Consider the following 20,479-nt stretch of genomic DNA (forward strand, 5'->3'; position numbering starts at 1 on the left):
ATGAAAGTTAAAACGATTTTGGTTTCCCAGCCAGAACCGAAAATGGAAAATTCACCCTATTCCCGTCTCATAGAAAAAGAAAAAGTAAAGGTAGATTTTAGACCTTTCATTCATGTAGAAGGTGTTGATGCCAAGGGGGTGAGACAGCAAAAGATCGACCTAAACAACTACACGGCCATCATTATGACCAGCCGTAATGCTGTAGATCATTTTTTCAGGATTGCCGAAGAAATGCGTTATAAGGTGCCAGACACCATGAAGTATTTCTGCCAATCGGAAGCCGTGGCCTACTATCTTCAAAAGTATGTTGTTTACAGGAAAAGAAAGATCTATGTTGGTAAACGCATGTTTGCCGACATGGAGCCTTTGTTCAAAAAATATCCGAACGAGAGCTTTTTATTGCCTTCATCAGATGTATTGAAGCCCACTGTTCCTGCTTTATTGAAAAAACTGAAATTAAAATACGACCGTGGTATTTTTTATAAAACGGTAATCAGTGACCTATCGGATCTGAGAGACGTGTATTATGACATCTTGGTTTTCTTTAGTCCGTCAGGAATTGAATCCCTGCTAAAGAATTTCCCTGATTTCGAACAGAACAATACCCGTATCGCCGTTTTCGGAAATTCTACCGTTAAGGCTGCCAATGATGCCGAGCTACGTATCGATATACAGGCACCGACCCCGGAAACACCATCGATGACCATGGCGCTTCAGAAATATATAAACGAAGCCAACAAGAAATAGTTCTTGTTACGATACCCATATAAAGAAAGGCCGTTCAAAAAAGAACGGCCTTTTTTTGTTTTGTCTTCCCAAGCATAATTATACCATTTCAACATTGAAATACCCCCTAAAAAATGGTTCTTTTTACCTTTGGTCATCAAAATAAAATAGAACCGTAGCTATGGCTATGCTTAGATTTTCTTTTTCACCCAAAGAAAAAATTCCTGTTTTTTTATTGGTTGAATCTCAAAATTGAAATGGTATTACCCAAAAAAAAGCCACCCATAACTAGGTTACGGATGGCTCGTATGCAAACAGCTTCCCAAAAAACGGAAAGCTACGGGATTAGGCTAAAATCCATAACGTTGCGGACCTCCCCTACGAATCTCTTCGTTGGCAAAGGCCTCGAACTTTTTAAAGTTTTCTCGAAAGGCATTGGTCAGTTTAAAAGCGGTTTTATAGTAGGCCGCATCATCTTTCCAAGTGGCCCTCGGGCTCAATACCTCATCAGGTACTCCCGGACAGCTTCTGGGCTGTGCCACTCCGAATACCGAATGTATGTGGTAATCGTCGTAAGTATACAGACCTAGGTCGCCATTCATGGCCGCATTGATCATGGCACGGGTATATTTCAACTCCATACGTTTTCCAACACCATAGGGCCCTCCGGTCCAGCCGGTATTTACCAACCAAACATTAACTCCCGCTTCCTTCATTTTGGCACTTAACATCTCGGCATACTTAGTCGGGTGCAACGGCATAAACGGTGCCCCAAAACAAGCAGAGAAAGAAGGTTGCGGCTCAACCACCCCGGCCTCGGTTCCGGCTACTTTTGCCGTATAGCCAGAAATAAAGTGGTAAGCGGCCTGGGCAGGTGTTAAACGACTTATGGGAGGTAAAACCCCAAAAGCATCTGCGGTTAAAAAGAAAATATTCTTAGGGTTGTCGCCATAAGATGGCTTCATAATATTTTCGATATGGTGTATGGGATAACTTACCCGTGTATTTTGGGTAATGGAGGTATCGGCAAAATCGACAACCCCCTTATCGTCCATAATAACATTTTCTAAAATGGCCCCTTTTTTGATGGCCCCATAAATCTCTGGTTCTTTTTCGGCCGATAGATCGATAACCTTGGCATAACAACCACCTTCAAAGTTAAAGATGGAGTTTTCGCTGGTCCACCCATGTTCGTCATCACCGATCAATTTACGGTTGGCATCGGCGGACAAGGTTGTTTTCCCAGTACCCGATAGCCCGAAGAAAATAGCCGTATCGCCATTTACACCATAGTTGGCCGAACAGTGCATGGGTAAAGTGTTTTTATCTACCGGAAGAATAAAGTTCAAGGCAGAGAAAATACCTTTTTTAATCTCACCAGTATATCCGGTACCACCAACCAAAGCGATTTTTTTGGTAAAATTCAAGATGGCGAAATTATGTTGTCTCGTACCGTCGATTTGGGCGTCTGCCATAAAACCGGGGGCATTCACCACCACCCATTCCGGATCAAAGCCCTGTAGTTCTTCTTCGGTTGGCCTAAGGAACATATTGTAGGCGAACAGGTTCGACCAAGGGTATTCGTTAATTACCCTTATGTTCATTTTATAAGCCGGATCGGCGCAAACGTAACTATCGCGAACGAATACCTCCTTATCGCCCAGATAGGCAGTTACCTTATCATACAATTTATCAAAGGCCTCAGGTTCGAACGGGATATTGATATCGCCCCACCAAATCTTATCTTCGGTTCGGGCATCTTTTACAATAAACCTGTCCATGGGCGATCTACCGGTAAACTCTCCCGTGTTTACGGCCAATGCCCCTGAAGAAGCGGCTTTACCCATACCCTTTTCGATGGTGATACGGTGTAACTCGTCAGGTGATAACTGATAGGACACCTTTTCACTTGTAATTCCGTATTCCTTTAGCGAAATCGATTTCGCTTTGGTTGTAGAATTCATAAAATATAGATTTATATTTTTGGCAAATCTATAAAATATTAACCGCCTACACGCCCATTTTTAGTTGAACCTACCATTTTTTAGGAGGTGATACCCACTCAAAATCCAAGCCACAATAAAAGCCAAACCTCCCAAAGGGGTTATAAAACCAATGGTTTTGAAGTCAAAGGCCGTTAGGGAATTAGTGGCTAAAAAATACAGGGAAAAAGAGAATAAAAGAATACCTAGGAGTACCAAGTAGAAAATAGGCTTTTTCTTCTTTTCAGAAATACCAGGGATTACCCCTAAGAAAAGCAAGAACAACACATGATACATCTGGTACTGTACCCCGGTCTTAAAGGTCGCTACCCCATAGGCATCTACCAATTCCTTTAGACCATGGGCACCAAAAGCCCCTAGGCCAATAGTAAAGGCACCCAGCAAACAAGCGGTCGTTACAATTGTTTTGTTCATAACTTTATCGAATATTTTTTTTATAAATACAACATTTTATACCTTCGTTTTTTCCCTTGGAAATAGTTTAGAAGGGTTGGAGAACCAAAAGTAGCGAAAAAGCATGTCGAGAAAAATACTAGTTGTTGGCGCAGGAAAGTCTACCGCATATTTGTTGGATTATCTGTTGGACAAAGCCGTTTCTGAGAATTTACATATCACCATAGGCGATCTTCATCCCGAAAACCTACCGGGGCATTACGCCATCCATGGGAATGCCGCTATTAAAAAACTGAATATTTTAGAGGCCGAACAGCGAAAAGCGGCCGTTGCGGAAGCCGATATCGTCGTTTCTATGTTACCGGCCCGTTTCCATATACATATGGCCAAAGATTGCTTGGATTTAGGTAAACATCTGGTTACGGCCTCTTATGTAAGTCCGGAGATTATGGCCTTGGACGCCGACGTTAAGGCCAAAGGTTTGGTTTTTATGAACGAGATTGGGGTAGATCCGGGCATAGATCATATGAGTGCCATGAAGGTGATAGACGAGATTCGTGATAAAGGCGGAAAAATGTTGCTCTTTGAATCTTTTACGGGCGGTTTGGTTGCCCCGGAAAGTGACAACAACCTATGGAATTACAAATTCACTTGGAATCCGAGGAATGTGGTCGTGGCCGGACAAGGCGGTGCTGCCAAATTTATTCAAGAAGGCACCTATAAGTATATACCCTATCACAAATTGTTCCGACGCACCGAATTTTTAGAGGTAGAAGGTTTTGGTACTTTTGAGGCCTATGCCAATCGCGATTCATTAAAATATCGGGATGCCTACGGACTGCAAGACGCACTGACCCTTTATCGCGGTACCATGCGTAGGGTAGGTTTTTCGAAGGCCTGGAATATTTTCGTACAAATGGGCATGACCGATGACACCTATACCATAGAGAATTCGGAAGGCATGAGTTATAGGGAATTCGTAAACCTGTTCCTGCCATACTCCCCCACCGATTCTGTGGAACTGAAACTACGTCACTACCTTAAAATTGACCAAGACGATATTTTTTGGGGCAAGCTTTTAGATTTGGATCTTTTTAACGACCAGAAAAAAGTAACCGTAAAAAATGGCACCCCGGCCCAAATTTTACAATCCATTCTAGAAGCCAGCTGGACACTCGATAAAACCGATAAAGATATGATCGTCATGTATCATAAATTCGGTTATGAACTCGACGGAAAAAAACGCCAGATCGATTCGAATATGGTGGTTTTGGGCGAAGACGACACCCATACAGCCATGGCAAAAACCGTAGGCTTGCCCGTAGCTATGGCGACCTTGGCCATTTTGAACGGAAAAATAACCAAACCCGGGGTTCGCATACCGTTGGAAAAAGAGGTGTACGAACCTATTCTGGCTGAGCTTGAGACCTATGGAGTCCACTTTAACGAATTCGAAACTTCCTATTTGGGCTATAATCCGGATACGGTAGGCCTGTAAACCCAAGCTTTCGTATCTTTGTAGCATGAAACCCCATCAGCAAGAAACGGTCAAAATAGACGGAATCGACAAGGAAATTCTGCGTTTTTTAATGGAGGACGCCCGTAAACCGATCCTTGAAATCGCACGTCGTATCGGTATCTCCGGTGCAGCCATCCACCAGCGTTTACGCAAATTGGAAGCTTCCGGTTTAATCTCCGGTTCCAAATTCATTATCAACCCGAGGGTGTTGGGATATACCACCATGGCCTTTATCGGTATCTATCTCGACAAAGCGATACGAAACCCTGAAGCCGTGCGCCAATTGGAGAAAATACCCGAAGTATTGGAGTGCCACTATACCACAGGCAACTGGAGTATACTAATCAAGATCATCTGTAAGGACAATGAGCATCTTATGAACCTGTTGAACCATAAGATACAGGCGATAGACGGGGTGTCGCGAACTGAGACCTTTATTTCGCTGAACCAGCAGATCGGGAGACAGATTAAGATTTAGTCCTTTCAAAATTGGTTGCCGCTTTTGATTCGCCGTAAACCAAATTGATTAAACGAAAGCATCTAAATCCTTTGGTCACACCTATCACGATTTTACGTTATACGGTATATATCCTTTCCATTGCCATGGGGTAAAGGTATCGCCAAGGAGCAACTCCAATAATTCCTTAAAAATACCTTCGGCATTATCGCTATTGGACATGATAAGCATCCCTTTCCCTTGTTCAGGGAACAAAATGGAATAATGTTGAAAACCTTCGCTATGTCCACCCCGTAAAGCCGCCATTCCGTAAGGGGTATCGATCAAGGCCCAACCTAGTCCATAACTCAGGGAAAGGGTATCGTATGCATCTGTTTGCTTGGCAGCCAATGGCCCAAATTGGGCCTGGGTACGTATTTTGATATTGGGATGGAAAAGTAAATTGGTCAATTCCGATCTAGCCGAGGCCAAGCGCAATACATGCCCCAAAAACTTGCTGTAATCCTTCAAGGTGGTCTCCATAGATCCCGCCGCTGCCGCATCGTCGAGTTCAATATCCTTGGGCAACTTTTCCTGTGCTTTGTCGTGCCCATAGCAAAAGTTTCCTTCAAACCTTTTTTGCCACAAATAATCGGTTTGTTCCATTTGCAAGGGTTCGAAAACGAGTTCTCTCGCCAATACCTCCAAGGGTTTTTGGGCCACATATTCTACCACCCATTGTGCCAACATAAAACCCTCACCGGAATAGGCATGATGGGTACCCGGTTCAAAAAGTATACGCAGTTTACGCGCCTTATTATCCAACCAGCGCCAATTGGGAAAACCCGTTGTATGCGATAGACACATACGCAAGGTAATTTTCTTATAACGCTCATCGCCATGTAGGTCCGAGAGCTTTCTAAAGTCTTGGGATATGGGTAAATCCGGTAGGGGAACATCAAAATAGGTATACACAGGTCTATCCAAATCCAACTTCCCATCCAGCACCATTTGGGCCACGATATAGGCAAAAACCGATTTACTCAACGAAGCAGCGTAAAACACATGGTCTTTTTTTAATGGGATCCCTTTTTCTAAATCGGCATACCCCCAAACTTCCTGTAAAACCGGGGTGTTCTGGTCAAAAAGTGTAATACCCAAGCCGGTGACCTGGGCCTGTTGCATTAGACGCTCAATCCTCGGCTCTACAGAATTTTTTGTTATTCGGCTTTCATCTAGCCGTTCCATATGCTTTTCAGACTGCCCATAACCACCCAGACAAAGCAGTAACAAGACCGCACTTAAAACCTGTGTTGGGGGTTTCTTGGATTGTCCCATCAAAAAAGGAATGGCCATCGGATAAAAGCAGCGTCCCTTTTTTATAACCATACCAATATTCAACAAGATAATAGCTACCCAAATCGGTATGAGGAAAAGGAATAAGCGATACCCCATAAACATAAATAAACCAAAGCTTATGATTGCATATATCAGGAAACTGATCTGAAAATTGACAACTTTGGCCCCATGTTCCCAATACTTCGGGTTATCGTCCCTTTTATGGATCCATAAAAAAAGTGGGATAAGTATATTGCTAAGGGGTAACACCAGGCCCAATAGCGGGGTGGCATGGAGCAACAACAACCATTTTAAGAGTAGGGTTTCTTGCTTTGGGTCATGTAACACCAACAAATCCTCAACCTCTATCTCCAAGGCCGTGGCCAATAAGGTCACGGTTTTTAAATGCGGATTTACCTCGGCATTTTCGATGCGTTGTATGGTACGGACGGTAACCTGGGTTCGTAGGGATAATTCTTCTTGGGACCATCCCTTCTTCTTCCTTTGGTATCTTAATCTATCGGCAAGTGTTGCTGTTTCCATTTGAACTGTTTTAACTACAGGGCAAAACTACAAGGCGTCTCGATTTATTTACCCGTCATTTACAGGTCATGTAGATGTCATTTTACTCACTACCAAGGTTTTCGCCCCTTAACCTGCCATTAAAGTACCACAAATACCCAAGCCCACAATAAGATAGATAGCGGCCAAAATAGCGAGTACCTTGGCCGTTTTTTTATGTTTGGATCGAACGAAAATACTTATGCCTCCCAAGAGAATGGGCGGTACGAGCATAATCGCAAAAAGTAGGGCTACCAGGCCATTTAAATTACCGACTTCCAATATCATGATAGGGCACTTTTAAGGGTGTTCAAATATTCTTTTTTATCGTCTCTATAAAAGAGGTTCATGGTCTCAAACGGAATAATCTTATTGTCTTTGTCTACGATATGCACACAGGATTTTTTAATGGCGCGTACATCAAAATTATAAGCATCCACAAATTGCATGATTATAATTCGGAACAGATTATCGTAGCCCATGGCCGGAGCATCGATCATAGGTAGGCAGCACATAATAGACTGAAGGTTCTCGGAAGCACATTCCACCGAATTCCCGGTAGAAAAAAGTTCGATCATTTTACCATGCAATTCAGTGTCTTGTTCGTAAACTATAGTGTTCTTACCATTATCCAAAAGTTCGGCCGGATTGATAAATCGTGTTAATGGAAATACCCCTTCTTCGGTCTTTAAGGCGTAACCCATCACCAAGGCATCGGGGTTACAGGGTACGGGTATCAGGTCATCAGGTTCGAACATGGGGGCCTGTTCCAAAATCTTTCGTCTCACCTCGGTAAGGGTCATGCGGTCGGTAGTAACATTGAAATCGTCTAGGCGGCCGGCAATCTGAGTGGGCTGAAAAGTGATGCCACGAACGGCCCTTTGCTGCAAACCATAATCAATGATCTTACCGATCTCATCGTCATTTACCCCCTGTTGTAGGGTTACCACTAAGGTGGTAGAAAGATTTAAACGGTTCAGATGCTCCAAGGCCTGGGCACGGATCTTGGTAAGATCAGCCCCGCGCATGCGTTGTAAACTTGTGGCCTTGAACGAATCAAACTGCAAATAGATCTCAAAATCGGGCATATAGCGTGCCAAACGTTGGGCAAAATCGAAATCCTTGGCAATAGCGATCCCGTTGGTATTCACCATAAGATGCCGGATTGGAAGCGTTTTGGCGTAATCGAGAATTTCAAAAAACTGGGGATGCAAGGTAGGTTCTCCCCCACTGATCTGCACTACATCGGGTTCTTTTTCGTTGCGCACCACGGCATCGAGCATGGCCTTGACCTCTTCCAAACTGCGGTGCCGTCCATAGGTGGGCGAAGACCCGGCATAACAGGTGGGACAAGTGAGGTTGCAACGGTCGGTTATCTCAACCACGGTTAAACAAGAATGCTGCTCGTGATCGGGGCACAAACCACAATCATACGGACACCCATAATCAGTCTTGGTATTAAAGGTGTACGGAAACTCTGATGGCTTATTGTAATTTCGAATGTTTTTATAATAATCGATATCATCGGCGATCAGTACTTTAAACCGCCCGTGTTCCTTACATTTTTTATCCATATACACCTTTTCGTCCTGAAAAACGATTTTGGCATCGATCCGTTTAAGGCATTCGGGACAAAGGCTTAGGGTAAAATCATAATAGGTGTAAGCTCTGGTAGGCATATCGTATTCCTTTGGTAATGGTTTTGGTGTAATAGCCCCAACAAAGTACGCATAACCACTGGATGCTGCTTAATCCGAATACGAAAAAACTATTGGGTTTTAAAAATTCGATACCGAACCGAAATCCGAAATAGGCCAGCATAAACACTTGGAAAAGCCGTCCGTTCTCCCAGGTTTTACGACGCCATTGTTTGTAGAGCAGGAGGAACAGTAGTATTAAAAACAAGAGTTCGTATACCATAATTGGATGTCGAAATAGACCATCTCCAAAATCTAAACCCCAGGGTAGGTCCGTAGGTTTGCCATAGGTGAATTCATCCAATCCGGCAAAGGCACAGCCCACACGCCCCACAAAAATACCCAGTACCAAAGGGAGGGTAAACAAATCGCCGGAAGAATGCTTTTCACCAATGATTTTCTTCAGCAATTCTACTCCAAGTAAGCCCCCGAACAAACCACCCATAATGGTCTTGGCGTTTAGAAGGGCCAGCCACATTTGAGCAGAATCGGGCCACTGCGGATGCTCTAAAAACCCCATGATTCTAGATCCTAAAAAAGCCCCCAGGGCCGCGCCAAGTATAATGCTTAGACGATTCGGACCGGAAATGGCATCCGGATACGCTTTTTTCAAATACACATAGTATCTATAGCCTACGAAGAAGGCCGCGTATTCCATAATGAGGTGAAAGGTCATGGAAGTTAAATTCTAGTGGAAAGATACTATTCCAAAATGTAATTAGGGTATTAAAAAAGGCATCCCCCCACAGGACGCCTTTCTTAACCTATTTACAAGAAAAGGTCGAATTAATCTCTTCCGCCAAACACTTGTAAGGCCCAATATACCAGAGTAGCCAACGAGCCCAAAGCGGCCACCAAATAGGTACGCGCGGCCCATTTTAAGGAATCTTCGGCCCCGGCATACTCCTCTTGGCTTACCATATGTTTATTCTTTAACCAAGCCAATGCCCTATTAGAGGCATCGTATTCTACGGGTAAGGTGATAAAACTGAACAAAGTGGCCAGCGCCATCATGATCAATCCGGCTACGGCTACATAATATCCGAGTCCTACACCGGCACCGGCGCCCAAGGCCAATCCGCCAAACACCACCCACATACTCATACCCGAGGTAATACTTACCACGGGCACCAATTTAGAGCGCATGGTCAGCCATTGATAGGCTTGCGCATGTTGTACGGCGTGCCCGCACTCGTGCGCAGCTACCGCAGCGGCAGCGGCATTGCGTTGTGAATACACCCCTTCGCTCAGGTTTACGGTTTTATTGGTAGGGTTATAGTGATCGGTAAGCATACCTGGTGTAGACACCACCTTTACATCGCTAATACCATGATCGGCCAGCATTTTTTCGGCAATCTCGGCCCCACTCATGCCGTTGCGCAAATGCACACGGGAATAATGTTTGAACTTACTCTTTAATCTATTGCTTACGAGGAAGCTTACCAAGGCAATGGCCCCGATAAGTATATAATATCCCATCATAACATTTCGTCTTTTGTGTTGGAAATGAAAATACAAAAATCCGGCCAAAGCCGTAATTGAATTACTAACTGCCAAAATGACTCAAACGCCTACATGGACGACCAAATGCCAATTTTTACGGTCAAAAGCCCATTTCTCACCGAAACCGCAACTTCATCCAAATCATAAGAATAATCAACAAGGCAGTAACCGCATTGGCCAAAACGATAGGTAAACTATCGTGATGTAAGCCATAGCTTAACCACAAAAGCGTACCCGTCAGGAAAACCAAATACATGGTCAATGAAATATCTTTGGCACTACGCTCCTTAAAGGTTTTATACACCTGGGGCACAAAGGCCGAAGTGGTTAGGGTAGCCGCGATCATACCGATAATTTCAATAGTTTCCATAGGGTCTGGTGGTTTGTCTTTCAAATATAGGGGAAAGAAGTCGATGCAAATCGGAATAGCCTTAATTGTTAAAGTTTTACCAAGGCTGTTAGTCTTGCTCACCTACTACGTCAGTATACATGGGAAAAGAAACGCTATGAACCCCATTTTGATATAGGGGAAAATGAATTGAAATGGAATATATTAGTGACATTGCCTTTAGTGACGCGGTAAAAAAAGTTCAGGAAACGCAAGGGTCTCGAACTGCCTATGCCCGTATGGAAACCGCTGGAGGCTGGCGCTCGGAGGTCGATACCGAACTATCGGATTTTCTGTCGAACCAAGATTCGTTTTATCTGGCCACCGCCAACGCTAAGGGACAACCTTACGTACAGCACCGCGGTGGCCCCCCAGGATTTTTAAAACCTATCGGAAACAACCAATTGGCCTTTGCCGATTTTTCGGGGAACCGCCAATACATTAGTGTGGGCAACTTAAGCGAAAACAATCAGGCCTTTATCTTTTTGATGGATTATGCCCGACAGACCCGTATCAAAATCTGGGGCACGGCCCAAGTGGTAACCAAAGACCCTAGCTTACTTCAAAAGTTGGTGGATCCCGAATACCATGCCATACCTGAGCGTATCATGGTGTTTACGGTAAAAGCTTGGGACGTAAACTGTCGTCAACATATTAAACAACGCTATACGGCCGAGCAGGTTAAACAAATTACCCAACCCCTAAAAGACCGTATTGCCGAACTCGAAGCCCAATTGGAAAAATAAAGCAACTATACCATTTTCCAGTTTATGGTTTGTGGGTTTGTTGTTTGAAGGGTTTATAGTTCATGGTTCATGATAATCCACAAATTTTTACTTCGTACCTCGTCCTTCCCACTTCGTACTTAGAAAAGTTTACAACTCAAGTCTATCCCACTATATTAACGATCTTACCCGGTACCACGATAACCTTTTTAGGTTCGCGCCCAGCCAATTGGGCCTGGGTTTTCTCATGGGCCATAACGGCCGCTTCAATATCGTCTTTAGACATATCCAAGGGCAGCTCTAGCTTAAAGCGCATTTTACCATTGAAGGAAATCGGATATTCTTTGGTACTCTCTACCAAATATTTCTCCTCAAAAACTGGAAAAGCCGCGGTAGCGATAGATTCGGTATGGCCCAATTGCTCCCATAGCTCTTCGGCAATATGCGGGGCATAAGGTGAAACCAAAACCAACAAGGGTTCCAGAATCTGTTTACTGCTACACTTTTGGGTCGTAAGTTCGTTTACGGCGATCATAAAAGTAGAGACCGAGGTATTGAAAGAGAAATTCTCGATATCCGATTCTACTTTCTTTATGGTCTTGTGCAGGGTTTTAAGGTTCTCGGCACTTGGATCGGTATCGGTTACCTTGAGACCCTCGGCACCCATATAGAGTTTCCAAAGTTTTTTCAAAAATCCGTGTACCCCGGTGATACCGGCCGTATTCCAAGGTTTGGACTGCTCCAAGGGCCCTAGGAACATTTCGTACAAGCGCAGACTATCGGCCCCGTATTGGGCACAGATATTATCGGGGTTGACCACGTTGTATTTGGACTTGGACATTTTTTCGACCTCGCGGCCTACAATGTATTTGCCATCTTCCAACACAAATTCAGCATCGGCATATTCAGGGCGCCATTGTTTAAAGACCTCAATATCCAATTCGTCAGAAGCATTAACAAAAGATACATCGGCATGGATAGGCACCACTTTTTGGTCACCAAGCAACCCTTTAGACACTACCTTATTCTCGCCATCCAATCTATACACAAAGGCCGAGGTACCGGTAATCATACCTTGGTTTATCAATTTTTTGGCAAACTCGGTCACAGGTACATGTCCGCGGTCAAAAAGGAATTTTTGCCAAAAACGGGCATACAACAAATGTCCAGTAGCATGCTCCGACCCCCCTATGTAGAGGTCTACATCTTTCCAATAGTCCAAGGCTTCTTTAGACGCAAAGGCATCGGTATTTCCGGCATCCATATAGCGGTTAAAATACCACGAGCTTCCGGCCCAACCGGGCATGGTATTCAGTTCTAGGGGAAATACGGTCTTATGATTGACCTTATCGTTGGCTACAACCGTATTCGATTCAGTACACCATGCCCAAACCGAGGCATTGCCCAAAGGCGGCTCACCGGTTTCGGTAGGCAGGTATTTTTCCACTTCTGGTAAACGGATCGGCAAATGTTTGGTAGCGATCATTTGGGGTTTTCCGTCTACATAATAGACCGGAAAAGGTTCGCCCCAATAGCGCTGGCGACTGAATACGGCATCGCGCAAACGGTAGTTTACCTTGCCAAAACCAATACCTTTGGCCTCCAATTCGGCAATAACCTTTTGCATGGCCTCTTTATACGAAAGTCCGTTTAAGAAATCGGAATTGGCGATAATGGTATTTTCTTTGTCGGCAAAGGCTTCCTCGGAAATATCTACCCCTTCAAAAATATTCGGGATTTCGATACCGAAATGCTGGGCAAAATCATAGTCGCGTTGGTCGCCGCAGGGTACGGCCATTACCGCACCACTACCATAACCGGCCAATACATAATCACCGATCCAGATCGGCACTTTTTTACCGGTAAACGGATGCAAGGCATAAGCCCCTGTAAAAGCACCACTAATGGTTTTTACATCGGCCATACGATCGCGTTCCGAACGTTTAGCAGTGGCTTCTATATAGGCTTCCACTTCGGCACGTTGTGCTTCGGTAGTAATTTGTTGTACCAAGTCCAATTCGGGGGCCAAGGTCATAAAACTGACTCCAAAAATAGTATCGGGCCGGGTGGTAAAAACCTCTATACTTTCGTTATGACCATCAATTTCGAATTGTACCATGGCCCCTACCGAGCGCCCAATCCAATTGGTTTGGGAGTCTTTTAAAGGTTGCGGCCAATCAATAGTATTCAAATCGTCAAGTAAACGTTGGGCATAAGCCGAGATACGCATACTCCATTGGGTCATTTTTTTACGCACCACTTCGTGTCCGCCACGTTCCGACACCCCGTTTACTATCTCGTCGTTGGCTAAAACGGTACCTAGGGCCGGACACCAATTTACCTCGGTTTCGGCCAAATAGGTCAGTCTGTATTTTAAAAGTAAATCTTGCTTATCCGCTTCGGAAAAGGCCTGCCAGTCGGCGGCCGAAAATGTTGGGATATCCTCATCACAAACGGCATTGATGTTGGCATTCCCCTCTTTTTCAAAAACAGCGATCAAGTCGTGGATAGGAAGCGCCTTATCGGCATCCTTACAGTAATAAGACTCAAAAAGTTGGATAAAGATCCACTGCGTCCATTTATAATATTCAGGGTCAGAGGTACGCACCTCCCTACTCCAATCGAAAGAGAACCCGATCTGGTCTAACTGCCTTCTATAGGTTTTGATATTGGCAGCGGTCGTAATCGCCGGATGCTGCCCCGTCTGTATGGCATACTGCTCCGCTGGGAGCCCGAATGAGTCGTAACCTTGCGGATGGAGTACGTTAAAACCCTTATGGCGCTTATAACGGGCATAGATATCGGAAGCGATATAACCCAACGGATGCCCTACGTGCAACCCCGCCCCAGAAGGGTATGGGAACATATCCAGCACATAAAACTTAGGTTTGTCACTGTTGTTATCGGCTTTAAAAGTAGCGCGTTGGGCCCATTCGTTTTGCCATTTGGCCTCAATGGCGTTAAAATCGTAATTCATCTGTTACCGCTTTACTCGACATCAGAGCTATAGAACTCTTTCGTTTTCAATGCAAATGGCCGTTACACCAGACCATCTTATTTTGGGGGCAAAAATAGGGGTTTCCAACTAATTAGTGGTATTGGAGCAAGAGCATCTTATATTTTTTACGCTTGTAGTTAAAACACTAAATGACCATTTAACAATCATTTTATTTTTATCTTTAGGTTGACGCCCAACCACAGCAATAACGGAACTGAAACCCAACTTTTCAAAACCAAAACAATGGCATACGACGAATTTTTGGCCGAACGTATCAGGCAAAGGCTTGGTCAAGCCAAACTACCCCTTCGGGAATTGAAAATGATGGGTGGGCTCTGTTTTATGGTAGACGACAAAATGTGTATGGGCGTATTGCAACAAAAAGGCACGGGTCGCGATTTTATCATGGCCCGAATCGGGGAAGACGCCTACGAATCTTTGCTGGCTCGGCCAGGTTGCCAACCCATGGATTTTACGGGACGCCCCATGAAAGGTTATGTTTTTGTTTCGGATGAAGGTTTTGACACCGATACCGACCTCGATTTTTGGGTAGAAAAATGTTTGGCCTTTAACCCCTTGGCCAAGGCCAATAAAAAGAAAAAGTAAACAAATCCTATATGCCACGCCCCAAAACCAAACCAGAGTTACTGGACCGAAGCCAGGAGAATTTTAAAAAGCTGACCGACTTTATCGCTCAAATTCCAGAAAAGGGTAAGCATCAAGAATTTCCACCAGGGACTTTAAATCGTAACATACGCGATGTCTTGGCCCATTTACACCATTGGCACCTCCTTTTTTTGGGTTGGTACAAAGTGGGTATGTCTGGCCAAAAACCACAAATGCCGGCGGCCGGCCATACCTGGAAAACCACCACCATTCTCAATAGTGAAATCCAAAAAAAATATGCTGCCACCCCACTGACCAACATCGAGCAAGACCTACACAACTCCTTTCTGGCGCTGCAAAAAATCATTAAGGCCCATAGCGAGGCGGAATTGTTCGAAAAGAAGTATTACGGCTGGACAGGCACTACTTCCTTGGGGGCCTATTTGGTCTCGGCTACTTCTAGTCATTACGATTGGGGATTGAAATTGATAAAAAAAGTGACACGAAATTAGGTGGGGTCTCGAAACAGATGTATTAAAATTCTGGTTTGAATGATGAAATACCATACAGCGATCAATCGCTTTTAAAAAATATGGCCAGGCAACCTTTTTAACACTTCACCCCTCTATACCACTAGAAACGAAAATGTTATGAAAGCCTTTCCTTCGCTCGCCCTATTCCTTTGGTTCGGTATTATGGTTTACGGCCAATCGGCAAAAGAACAACTAGCCTTGGCCAATGCGGCCCAGTTGGACCATAGTTCAGGCACCATTGCCTTCACCTACCAAGATAAATTCGGCTACCTGATCGTACCGGTCAACATAGGTTCGGAAACCTATGACTACATTTTTGATACCGGTGGTTACAATACCATTACGACCACCATTATGCAACATAACGACTTAAATCCAGTGATGCAGGTCGAAGTAGGCAGTTCCAACCAAAAAAAAGCCAAGATCGATTTGGTATCCATCCCGACCCTAGCCGTGGGCGGAATACCATTTACCCAAGTTGGTGCCTTTAATTTTGATTTTGAGGAAGCCCCCCAAATACCTTGTTACACCAATGGGGGTTTGATCGGTAAAGGGATAATCCGTCATGGGATTTGGCAAATAGACTCCGAAGCGAAACAAATTCGGTTTAGCACAGAGCTGAAAGATATGCCCCATATGCGGACGGCCATCCCCATTAAAGTTAAACTAGACAAAACCTTCAACCCTTTTTTCAAAGCCAAGATAAATGGCCAAAACCATCGTTTCTTGCTCGACCTAGGATATGGAGGCATGGTTTCCCTTACCCAAAAAACGGCCCAAAACCTTAAAATAACCAACACCCTTGAAATACAAGGTGAAGGCAGCGTAGGGGCCCATGGCAGCAAAATCGAAAACAGTCATTTGGCCCAATTGGAATCGTTACAAATAGGTTCGGGTAAAATTGAGCGGCCCATAGCCCGTTATGCCGCTTCGAATAACCATAATTTGATCGGGGCCGATATCTTGGAACACTTTATACTGACCCTCGATTTTGAGCGCAGCACCTTATACCTGACCCCCCTAGACCATAAAACGGATAAGGGCAAAACGAGTTTTGGTCTCGATTTCAATAAGGGCACCAATGGTGGTACAGCATACATTAGTCGGATTTTCGGGAATGGTCCTGCCCAAAAGGCCGGGCTATTATTATACGATACCATTGAAGCGGTAAATGGACAAGTGCTAACAGATATGGAATATTGTGATTTTTACGACTACGTAAATACCCAACTTGGACAAGAAACCCCCTTGACCCTCACGGTGCTACGAAAAACCGGGATTGAGAAAGTGGTTTTGAAAAAAGCACATCTTTTTACCAAATAAGGCCTAACCCATGGGGTTTTACACAAAAAACGGCCACCCATCGGCAGCCGTTTTTACTATTTTACTTTGTACCGAATACTAGATACTATATACTCGGTACTATATACTACCTTATTCAAAATCCGCTTCGGTAACCCCTTCGTTTACCAAAACTTTGAGAATGGTGAAATCAAGGGTCATAGGGCCCATTTGTTGGCTCATCTTATGCGGGAATCGGATTCCGGAAACCTCTTTATAATCAGACACCCCTACCGTAGTAGAAATGGTTTGTCCGTTCATTTCTTGGGTACTAACTTCCTGTACCTTTAGTCCGGTTTCGGCATCATAAAAGGCAGCCTTGTTACTAGACAACTGCACTTTATAGGCTTTCTTGCCATTTATCTGTGCTACCCCTGCGATATCGAGTTGGGCCATTACATACTGTAATTCAGGGAACAGTTTAGACTCCAGCTGCATATCTTTGATTTGATCTTCGGTAAGCTCGGTGCGTTGTCCCTGCGCCTCAACATAGCCTTTATCTTTATTGAAAACCTGCTTGTTCATGCTCATTCCCATCATTCGAACGTCTACCATACGTTGGTTGATCGAGGTGCCTTTGATTACCATTTCCAAGGTCTGGCCTTGTACTTCTCCCGTGGCTTCCATCAAAATCGATTTTACCCCTTCCAAGGCATCCTTACCACCAATGGCGTCTAGATATTTTTGTAAAACGGCCTGTCCGGTATGTCCTTCCGGGATATCCGACTCAAAGGAAGGCGCTGCTACTTTATTGGCTTCTTTATCGAAGAATTCAATAGGCATGGTCTTTCCTTTGTATTGTACTTTTTCTAGATTGGCCAATACATCGGAGGCTTTACCGACCACAACGACCCGCAACTGGTTTAGGTTAATGTGCTTTTGAATGGCCTTTTGCACATCTTGTACGGTAACCGCATTAACACGCTCCAAGTATTTTTGGTAGAAATCGGCCGGAAGGTCTTCGGTTTCCACGTTCAGGGCATATTGGGCTACGGTTTCGGGTTTTTCCAAAGCCATTACAAAATTACCGGCATATTTGGCCTTGGCACGGGCCAACTCGTCTTCGGTAACCGGCTCGTTGGCAATACGTTCCAGTTCCTTCAAAATCTCTACTACGGAACTATCGGTAACCATGTTACGTACACTGGCGGTGGCCTGGAACCTGCCTGGGGCATACTTGTCATCGGACAAACCGGAATACGACCCATAGGTATATCCCTTATCTTCACGTAGGTTTAGGTACAAACGCTGACCACCACCCCCTAAGATAAAGTTGGCCAATTTACTTGCGATATAGTCAGGATCCTTCATTTCAAAGTCCGTTAAGCTCTGTACATTGATCTCCGATTGTACCGCATTGGGCATATCGACAAAATTGATTCGGCTGTACTGCGGGTTTACCGGCTGGGTATACTGGAAAGAAAGCGGCACGGCCTTGGTCCAGCCCACGAAATGGGTCTCTACCAATTCCTTGGCCTTCTCAAAGGTTATATCGCCCACGATTACCATATAGGCATTGGCAGGCACAAAATTATCGCGATAGAATTTAGTTACATCGGCCAAGCTTACGTTGTTGGCCGTAGCTTCGGTAACGAACTCGCCATAGGGGTGGGCCTTACCATAAGACAAGGCATCGCTAACACGCTCGGCAATACCGGCCACATCGTTTTCCTGTGATTTGATACCGGTGATCAATATGTCTTTTTGCTTGTCGAATTCTTCCTGGGTAAAGTTTGGGTTAATAGTGGCATCGGCCAACATTTCCATTACCCTAGGAAAGTATTTGGTCAAAGATTGTGCATAGGCACTACCCGAACCGAAATTGATACGGGCCCCCATAAAATCGACCTCCTCATTAAATTCATCTTTTGGGATATTAGTAGTACCGTTACCCATAAGTGCGGCCATTAACGAAGAGACCCCGGCCTTATCGCCTTCTAATACCGGTGCATTATCTAAAGACAATTGTACCGAAACACGGGGTAGTTTATGGTTTTCCATAACCAAAACCTGTAGTCCGTTGTTCAATTCAAACTTTTGGGGTTCGGCCAATTTAATAACGGGTGCGGGGCCTGATTTAGGCGGTTGGGTACGATCTACCTGGGCCTGAATGCTTACTAGGCCACATAAACAAAGTATACTGAATAGAATCTTTTTCATCCTTATTTAGTTTTAGGTTGGGGTAAATACTCCAAAATCACCCTTTGGTTCGGATTCAAAAAGGTGTTGGCTACGTCTTTGATCTCTTCTCGGGTAATGGAACGATAGATTTCGATCTCTTTATTGATCAACGAAGTATCGCCATACAACATATAGTAACGGGCCAAAGAATTGGCTATACCCTCTACGTTTGAATTGGAGTTCACGAACCTACTTTCAAATTTGTTCTGCAATTTTTGATAGTCTTTTTCAGAAATCAATTCCTCGCGCAATTTGGTCACCTCTTCTTCCATTTCGTTGGTCAAGGTATCTAAGGAAGTCTCACCTACCGGAAGGGCAAATACGATATACATACCATAATCTTCCTGGCTAAAGTTAAAGGCGCCTACCTGCAAGGCTTGCTTTTGATCATCTACCATCTTTTTATAAAGCTTGGAGCTACGACCATCGGAAAGGTAAGTAGAAACCATATCCAACACATAAGCTTCCCTACTGGTAAAGCTAGGGGTACGATAAGCCGTTAAAATGGCCGGAATCTGGATGTTGGCATCATAGGCCTTAGCCCTTTTCTCTTGGGTAATGGGGGCCTCGTCGGGGTAGTTCCTAAAAATATCCTTACCTCTTGGAATATCTCCGAAGTACTTATTTACCCAACCTTTGGTCTCAGTGATGTCGATATCACCGGCTACCACTAAAACGGCATTGTTAGGCACATAATACAATTCTTTAAAGGCCATAAACTCTTCTAAAGTAGAATCGTCCAGATCTTTCATATAGCCAATATTCGGGTCTTTATACGGGTGTTTTTCAAAAACGTTCTTGAAAAGTTCCTCGGCAAATCGACCGTAAGGCGAATTATCTACCCGCAGCCTACGTTCTTCCTTGACCACTTCGTTCTGGGTATCTACCCCTTCTTGTTCGATTACGGGGTGCAACATACGTTCCGATTCCATCCAAAGTGATAACTCGGTCTTATCGGAGGGAAATACCTCATAATAATAGGTACGGTCGTTAGAGGTATTCGCATTGTTACGGCCCCCATTACTATCTACCAGAATATCCCATTCCCCTTTTTTGATGTTTTTGGTACCCTCGAAAAGCAAATGCTCGAAAAAGTGGGCAAAACCGGTCTTTCCGTTGGCACGGTCCTTACCCCCTACATGGTACATAACACTGGTGGTTACCACCGGGGCATTGTTGTCTTGGTGAAGGATTACGTGTAATCCGTTGGCGAGGTCATACTCTTCATAAGAGACCTCTTGGGCATAGGTCAAGGGCCCGAAAAGTAAGGCCAAGACCACCCAAAGTGAAGCTTTCTTCATAGTGTTGAAATTAATAGTGACGATAAGACGTAGAACCTATCGTAGTGTTACACTAAATTACGTGTTTTTATGGCTGCTTGGATCACAAAAGACCACCCCTACCCTTACGCTTTGTAGGAAATTGACCCCTATGCCCGCGAAAGCCTTAAAAACACTTGTTTTTTAAGCATTTAGATGTATATTTGCACCCGCGCTTTGTGGAGCGCAGAAACAGAATAAACGTAATATAT

18 protein-coding genes are annotated in these 20,479 nt (G+C 44.3%); 7 read left to right on the forward strand and 11 right to left on the reverse strand.

Features of this window, described 5'->3' with window-relative positions; genetic code table 11:
• Window positions 1-747 (forward strand): uroporphyrinogen-III synthase, encoded by a 747-nt coding sequence (locus tag B7P33_RS04715; RefSeq protein WP_097441226.1) that lies wholly within the window; start codon window positions 1-3, stop codon window positions 745-747.
• Between the two features lie 329 nt (window positions 748-1,076).
• Here B7P33_RS04715 and pckA read toward each other — a convergent pair whose 3' ends face one another.
• Both pckA and B7P33_RS04725 read right to left on the reverse strand, forming a co-directional pair.
• Window positions 1,077-2,690 carry a phosphoenolpyruvate carboxykinase (ATP) gene (pckA, locus tag B7P33_RS04720; RefSeq protein WP_097440827.1) on the reverse strand — a complete coding sequence of 538 codons (1,614 nt, stop codon included), beginning with the start codon at window positions 2,688-2,690 and terminating at the stop codon, window positions 1,077-1,079.
• Window positions 2,691-2,750: 60 nt separating this feature from the next.
• On the reverse strand, window positions 2,751-3,143 hold the full coding sequence (locus tag B7P33_RS04725) for a DUF423 domain-containing protein (protein WP_097440828.1): 393 nt from the start codon (window positions 3,141-3,143) through the stop codon (window positions 2,751-2,753).
• A gap of 103 nt (window positions 3,144-3,246) precedes the next feature.
• Between B7P33_RS04725 and B7P33_RS04730 the strand changes: the two genes are divergently transcribed.
• On the forward strand, window positions 3,247-4,620 hold the full coding sequence (locus B7P33_RS04730) for a saccharopine dehydrogenase family protein (RefSeq protein WP_097440829.1): 1,374 nt from the start codon (window positions 3,247-3,249) through the stop codon (window positions 4,618-4,620).
• Between the two features lie 25 nt (window positions 4,621-4,645).
• The gene (locus tag B7P33_RS04735; RefSeq protein WP_097440830.1) at window positions 4,646-5,119 is read left to right on the forward strand and encodes an Lrp/AsnC ligand binding domain-containing protein; all 474 of its coding nucleotides are present in this window, start codon (window positions 4,646-4,648) and stop codon (window positions 5,117-5,119) included.
• Between the two features lie 84 nt (window positions 5,120-5,203).
• On the opposite strand, the gene B7P33_RS04740 is transcribed toward B7P33_RS04735, so the two are convergent.
• The 6 genes from B7P33_RS04740 to B7P33_RS04765 all read right to left on the reverse strand — a co-directional run bounded on the left by B7P33_RS04740 (window position 5,204) and on the right by B7P33_RS04765 (window position 10,546).
• The gene (locus B7P33_RS04740; protein ID WP_097440831.1) at window positions 5,204-6,958 is read right to left on the reverse strand and encodes a serine hydrolase; all 1,755 of its coding nucleotides are present in this window, start codon (window positions 6,956-6,958) and stop codon (window positions 5,204-5,206) included.
• Between the two features lie 108 nt (window positions 6,959-7,066).
• Window positions 7,067-7,264: a hypothetical protein gene (locus tag B7P33_RS04745; RefSeq protein ID WP_097440832.1), complete on the reverse strand. Its 198-nt coding sequence runs from the start codon at window positions 7,262-7,264 to the stop codon at window positions 7,067-7,069.
• Window positions 7,261-8,655 (reverse strand): radical SAM protein, encoded by a 1,395-nt coding sequence (locus B7P33_RS04750; protein ID WP_097440833.1) that lies wholly within the window; start codon window positions 8,653-8,655, stop codon window positions 7,261-7,263. The genes B7P33_RS04745 and B7P33_RS04750 overlap by 4 nt, the downstream gene beginning before the upstream one ends.
• On the reverse strand, window positions 8,627-9,349 hold the full coding sequence (locus tag B7P33_RS04755) for a prolipoprotein diacylglyceryl transferase family protein (RefSeq protein WP_216359359.1): 723 nt from the start codon (window positions 9,347-9,349) through the stop codon (window positions 8,627-8,629). Before B7P33_RS04755 ends, B7P33_RS04750 begins: the two co-directional genes overlap by 29 nt.
• 110 nt (window positions 9,350-9,459) lie before the next feature.
• Complete coding sequence (locus B7P33_RS04760) at window positions 9,460-10,155, reverse strand: zinc metallopeptidase (protein WP_097440834.1); 696 nt, start codon at window positions 10,153-10,155, stop codon at window positions 9,460-9,462.
• 136 nt (window positions 10,156-10,291) lie between these two features.
• The gene (locus B7P33_RS04765; protein ID WP_097440835.1) at window positions 10,292-10,546 is read right to left on the reverse strand and encodes a SemiSWEET family sugar transporter; all 255 of its coding nucleotides are present in this window, start codon (window positions 10,544-10,546) and stop codon (window positions 10,292-10,294) included.
• Window positions 10,547-10,719: 173 nt separating this feature from the next.
• On the opposite strand from B7P33_RS04765, the gene B7P33_RS04770 reads away from it, so the two are divergent.
• A complete protein-coding gene (locus B7P33_RS04770; protein ID WP_097440836.1) occupies window positions 10,720-11,310 on the forward strand; it encodes a pyridoxamine 5'-phosphate oxidase family protein in 591 nt (196 codons plus the stop codon).
• A 142-nt stretch (window positions 11,311-11,452) separates the two neighbouring features.
• Here the strand turns inward: B7P33_RS04770 and leuS are convergent, their stop codons facing one another.
• Window positions 11,453-14,266: a leucine--tRNA ligase gene (leuS, locus tag B7P33_RS04775; protein WP_097440837.1), complete on the reverse strand. Its 2,814-nt coding sequence runs from the start codon at window positions 14,264-14,266 to the stop codon at window positions 11,453-11,455.
• Between the two features lie 264 nt (window positions 14,267-14,530).
• Between leuS and B7P33_RS04780 the strand changes: the two genes are divergently transcribed.
• From B7P33_RS04780 to B7P33_RS04790, 3 genes are all read left to right on the forward strand, one after another.
• The gene (locus tag B7P33_RS04780) at window positions 14,531-14,893 is read left to right on the forward strand and encodes a TfoX/Sxy family protein (RefSeq protein ID WP_097441228.1); all 363 of its coding nucleotides are present in this window, start codon (window positions 14,531-14,533) and stop codon (window positions 14,891-14,893) included.
• Window positions 14,894-14,904: 11 nt separating this feature from the next.
• Window positions 14,905-15,405: a ClbS/DfsB family four-helix bundle protein gene (locus tag B7P33_RS04785; RefSeq protein WP_097440838.1), complete on the forward strand. Its 501-nt coding sequence runs from the start codon at window positions 14,905-14,907 to the stop codon at window positions 15,403-15,405.
• A 138-nt stretch (window positions 15,406-15,543) separates the two neighbouring features.
• Window positions 15,544-16,749: an aspartyl protease family protein gene (locus B7P33_RS04790; RefSeq protein WP_097440839.1), complete on the forward strand. Its 1,206-nt coding sequence runs from the start codon at window positions 15,544-15,546 to the stop codon at window positions 16,747-16,749.
• A gap of 111 nt (window positions 16,750-16,860) precedes the next feature.
• Here B7P33_RS04790 and B7P33_RS04795 read toward each other — a convergent pair whose 3' ends face one another.
• Together B7P33_RS04795 and B7P33_RS04800 are read right to left on the reverse strand one after the other, a co-directional pair.
• A complete protein-coding gene (locus tag B7P33_RS04795; RefSeq protein WP_097440840.1) occupies window positions 16,861-18,927 on the reverse strand; it encodes a M16 family metallopeptidase in 2,067 nt (688 codons plus the stop codon).
• Between the two features lie 2 nt (window positions 18,928-18,929).
• On the reverse strand, window positions 18,930-20,249 hold the full coding sequence (locus B7P33_RS04800) for a M16 family metallopeptidase (RefSeq protein WP_097440841.1): 1,320 nt from the start codon (window positions 20,247-20,249) through the stop codon (window positions 18,930-18,932).
• Window positions 20,250-20,479: the final 230 nt, after the last annotated feature.

The sequence above is a fragment of the Sediminicola luteus genome (genome assembly GCF_002514735.1).
Classification (GTDB): domain Bacteria; phylum Bacteroidota; class Bacteroidia; order Flavobacteriales; family Flavobacteriaceae; genus HQA918.

Excerpts from the sequence above, each read along its gene's own strand:
- B7P33_RS04715 (WP_097441226.1), top strand. The coding sequence starts at position 1 with ATGAAAGTTAAAACGATTTTGGTTTCCCAGCCAGAACCGAAAATGGAA.
- pckA (WP_097440827.1), bottom strand. The coding sequence starts at position 2,690 with ATGAATTCTACAACCAAAGCGAAATCGATTTCGCTAAAGGAATACGGA.
- B7P33_RS04725 (WP_097440828.1), bottom strand. The coding sequence starts at position 3,143 with ATGAACAAAACAATTGTAACGACCGCTTGTTTGCTGGGTGCCTTTACT.
- B7P33_RS04730 (WP_097440829.1), top strand. The coding sequence starts at position 3,247 with ATGTCGAGAAAAATACTAGTTGTTGGCGCAGGAAAGTCTACCGCATAT.
- B7P33_RS04735 (WP_097440830.1), top strand. The coding sequence starts at position 4,646 with ATGAAACCCCATCAGCAAGAAACGGTCAAAATAGACGGAATCGACAAG.
- B7P33_RS04740 (WP_097440831.1), bottom strand. The coding sequence starts at position 6,958 with ATGGAAACAGCAACACTTGCCGATAGATTAAGATACCAAAGGAAGAAG.
- B7P33_RS04745 (WP_097440832.1), bottom strand. The coding sequence starts at position 7,264 with ATGATATTGGAAGTCGGTAATTTAAATGGCCTGGTAGCCCTACTTTTT.
- B7P33_RS04750 (WP_097440833.1), bottom strand. The coding sequence starts at position 8,655 with ATGCCTACCAGAGCTTACACCTATTATGATTTTACCCTAAGCCTTTGT.
- B7P33_RS04755 (WP_216359359.1), bottom strand. The coding sequence starts at position 9,349 with ATGACCTTTCACCTCATTATGGAATACGCGGCCTTCTTCGTAGGCTAT.
- B7P33_RS04760 (WP_097440834.1), bottom strand. The coding sequence starts at position 10,155 with ATGATGGGATATTATATACTTATCGGGGCCATTGCCTTGGTAAGCTTC.
- B7P33_RS04765 (WP_097440835.1), bottom strand. The coding sequence starts at position 10,546 with ATGGAAACTATTGAAATTATCGGTATGATCGCGGCTACCCTAACCACT.
- B7P33_RS04770 (WP_097440836.1), top strand. The coding sequence starts at position 10,720 with ATGGAATATATTAGTGACATTGCCTTTAGTGACGCGGTAAAAAAAGTT.
- leuS (WP_097440837.1), bottom strand. The coding sequence starts at position 14,266 with ATGAATTACGATTTTAACGCCATTGAGGCCAAATGGCAAAACGAATGG.
- B7P33_RS04780 (WP_097441228.1), top strand. The coding sequence starts at position 14,531 with ATGGCATACGACGAATTTTTGGCCGAACGTATCAGGCAAAGGCTTGGT.
- B7P33_RS04785 (WP_097440838.1), top strand. The coding sequence starts at position 14,905 with ATGCCACGCCCCAAAACCAAACCAGAGTTACTGGACCGAAGCCAGGAG.
- B7P33_RS04790 (WP_097440839.1), top strand. The coding sequence starts at position 15,544 with ATGAAAGCCTTTCCTTCGCTCGCCCTATTCCTTTGGTTCGGTATTATG.
- B7P33_RS04795 (WP_097440840.1), bottom strand. The coding sequence starts at position 18,927 with ATGAAAAAGATTCTATTCAGTATACTTTGTTTATGTGGCCTAGTAAGC.
- B7P33_RS04800 (WP_097440841.1), bottom strand. The coding sequence starts at position 20,249 with ATGAAGAAAGCTTCACTTTGGGTGGTCTTGGCCTTACTTTTCGGGCCC.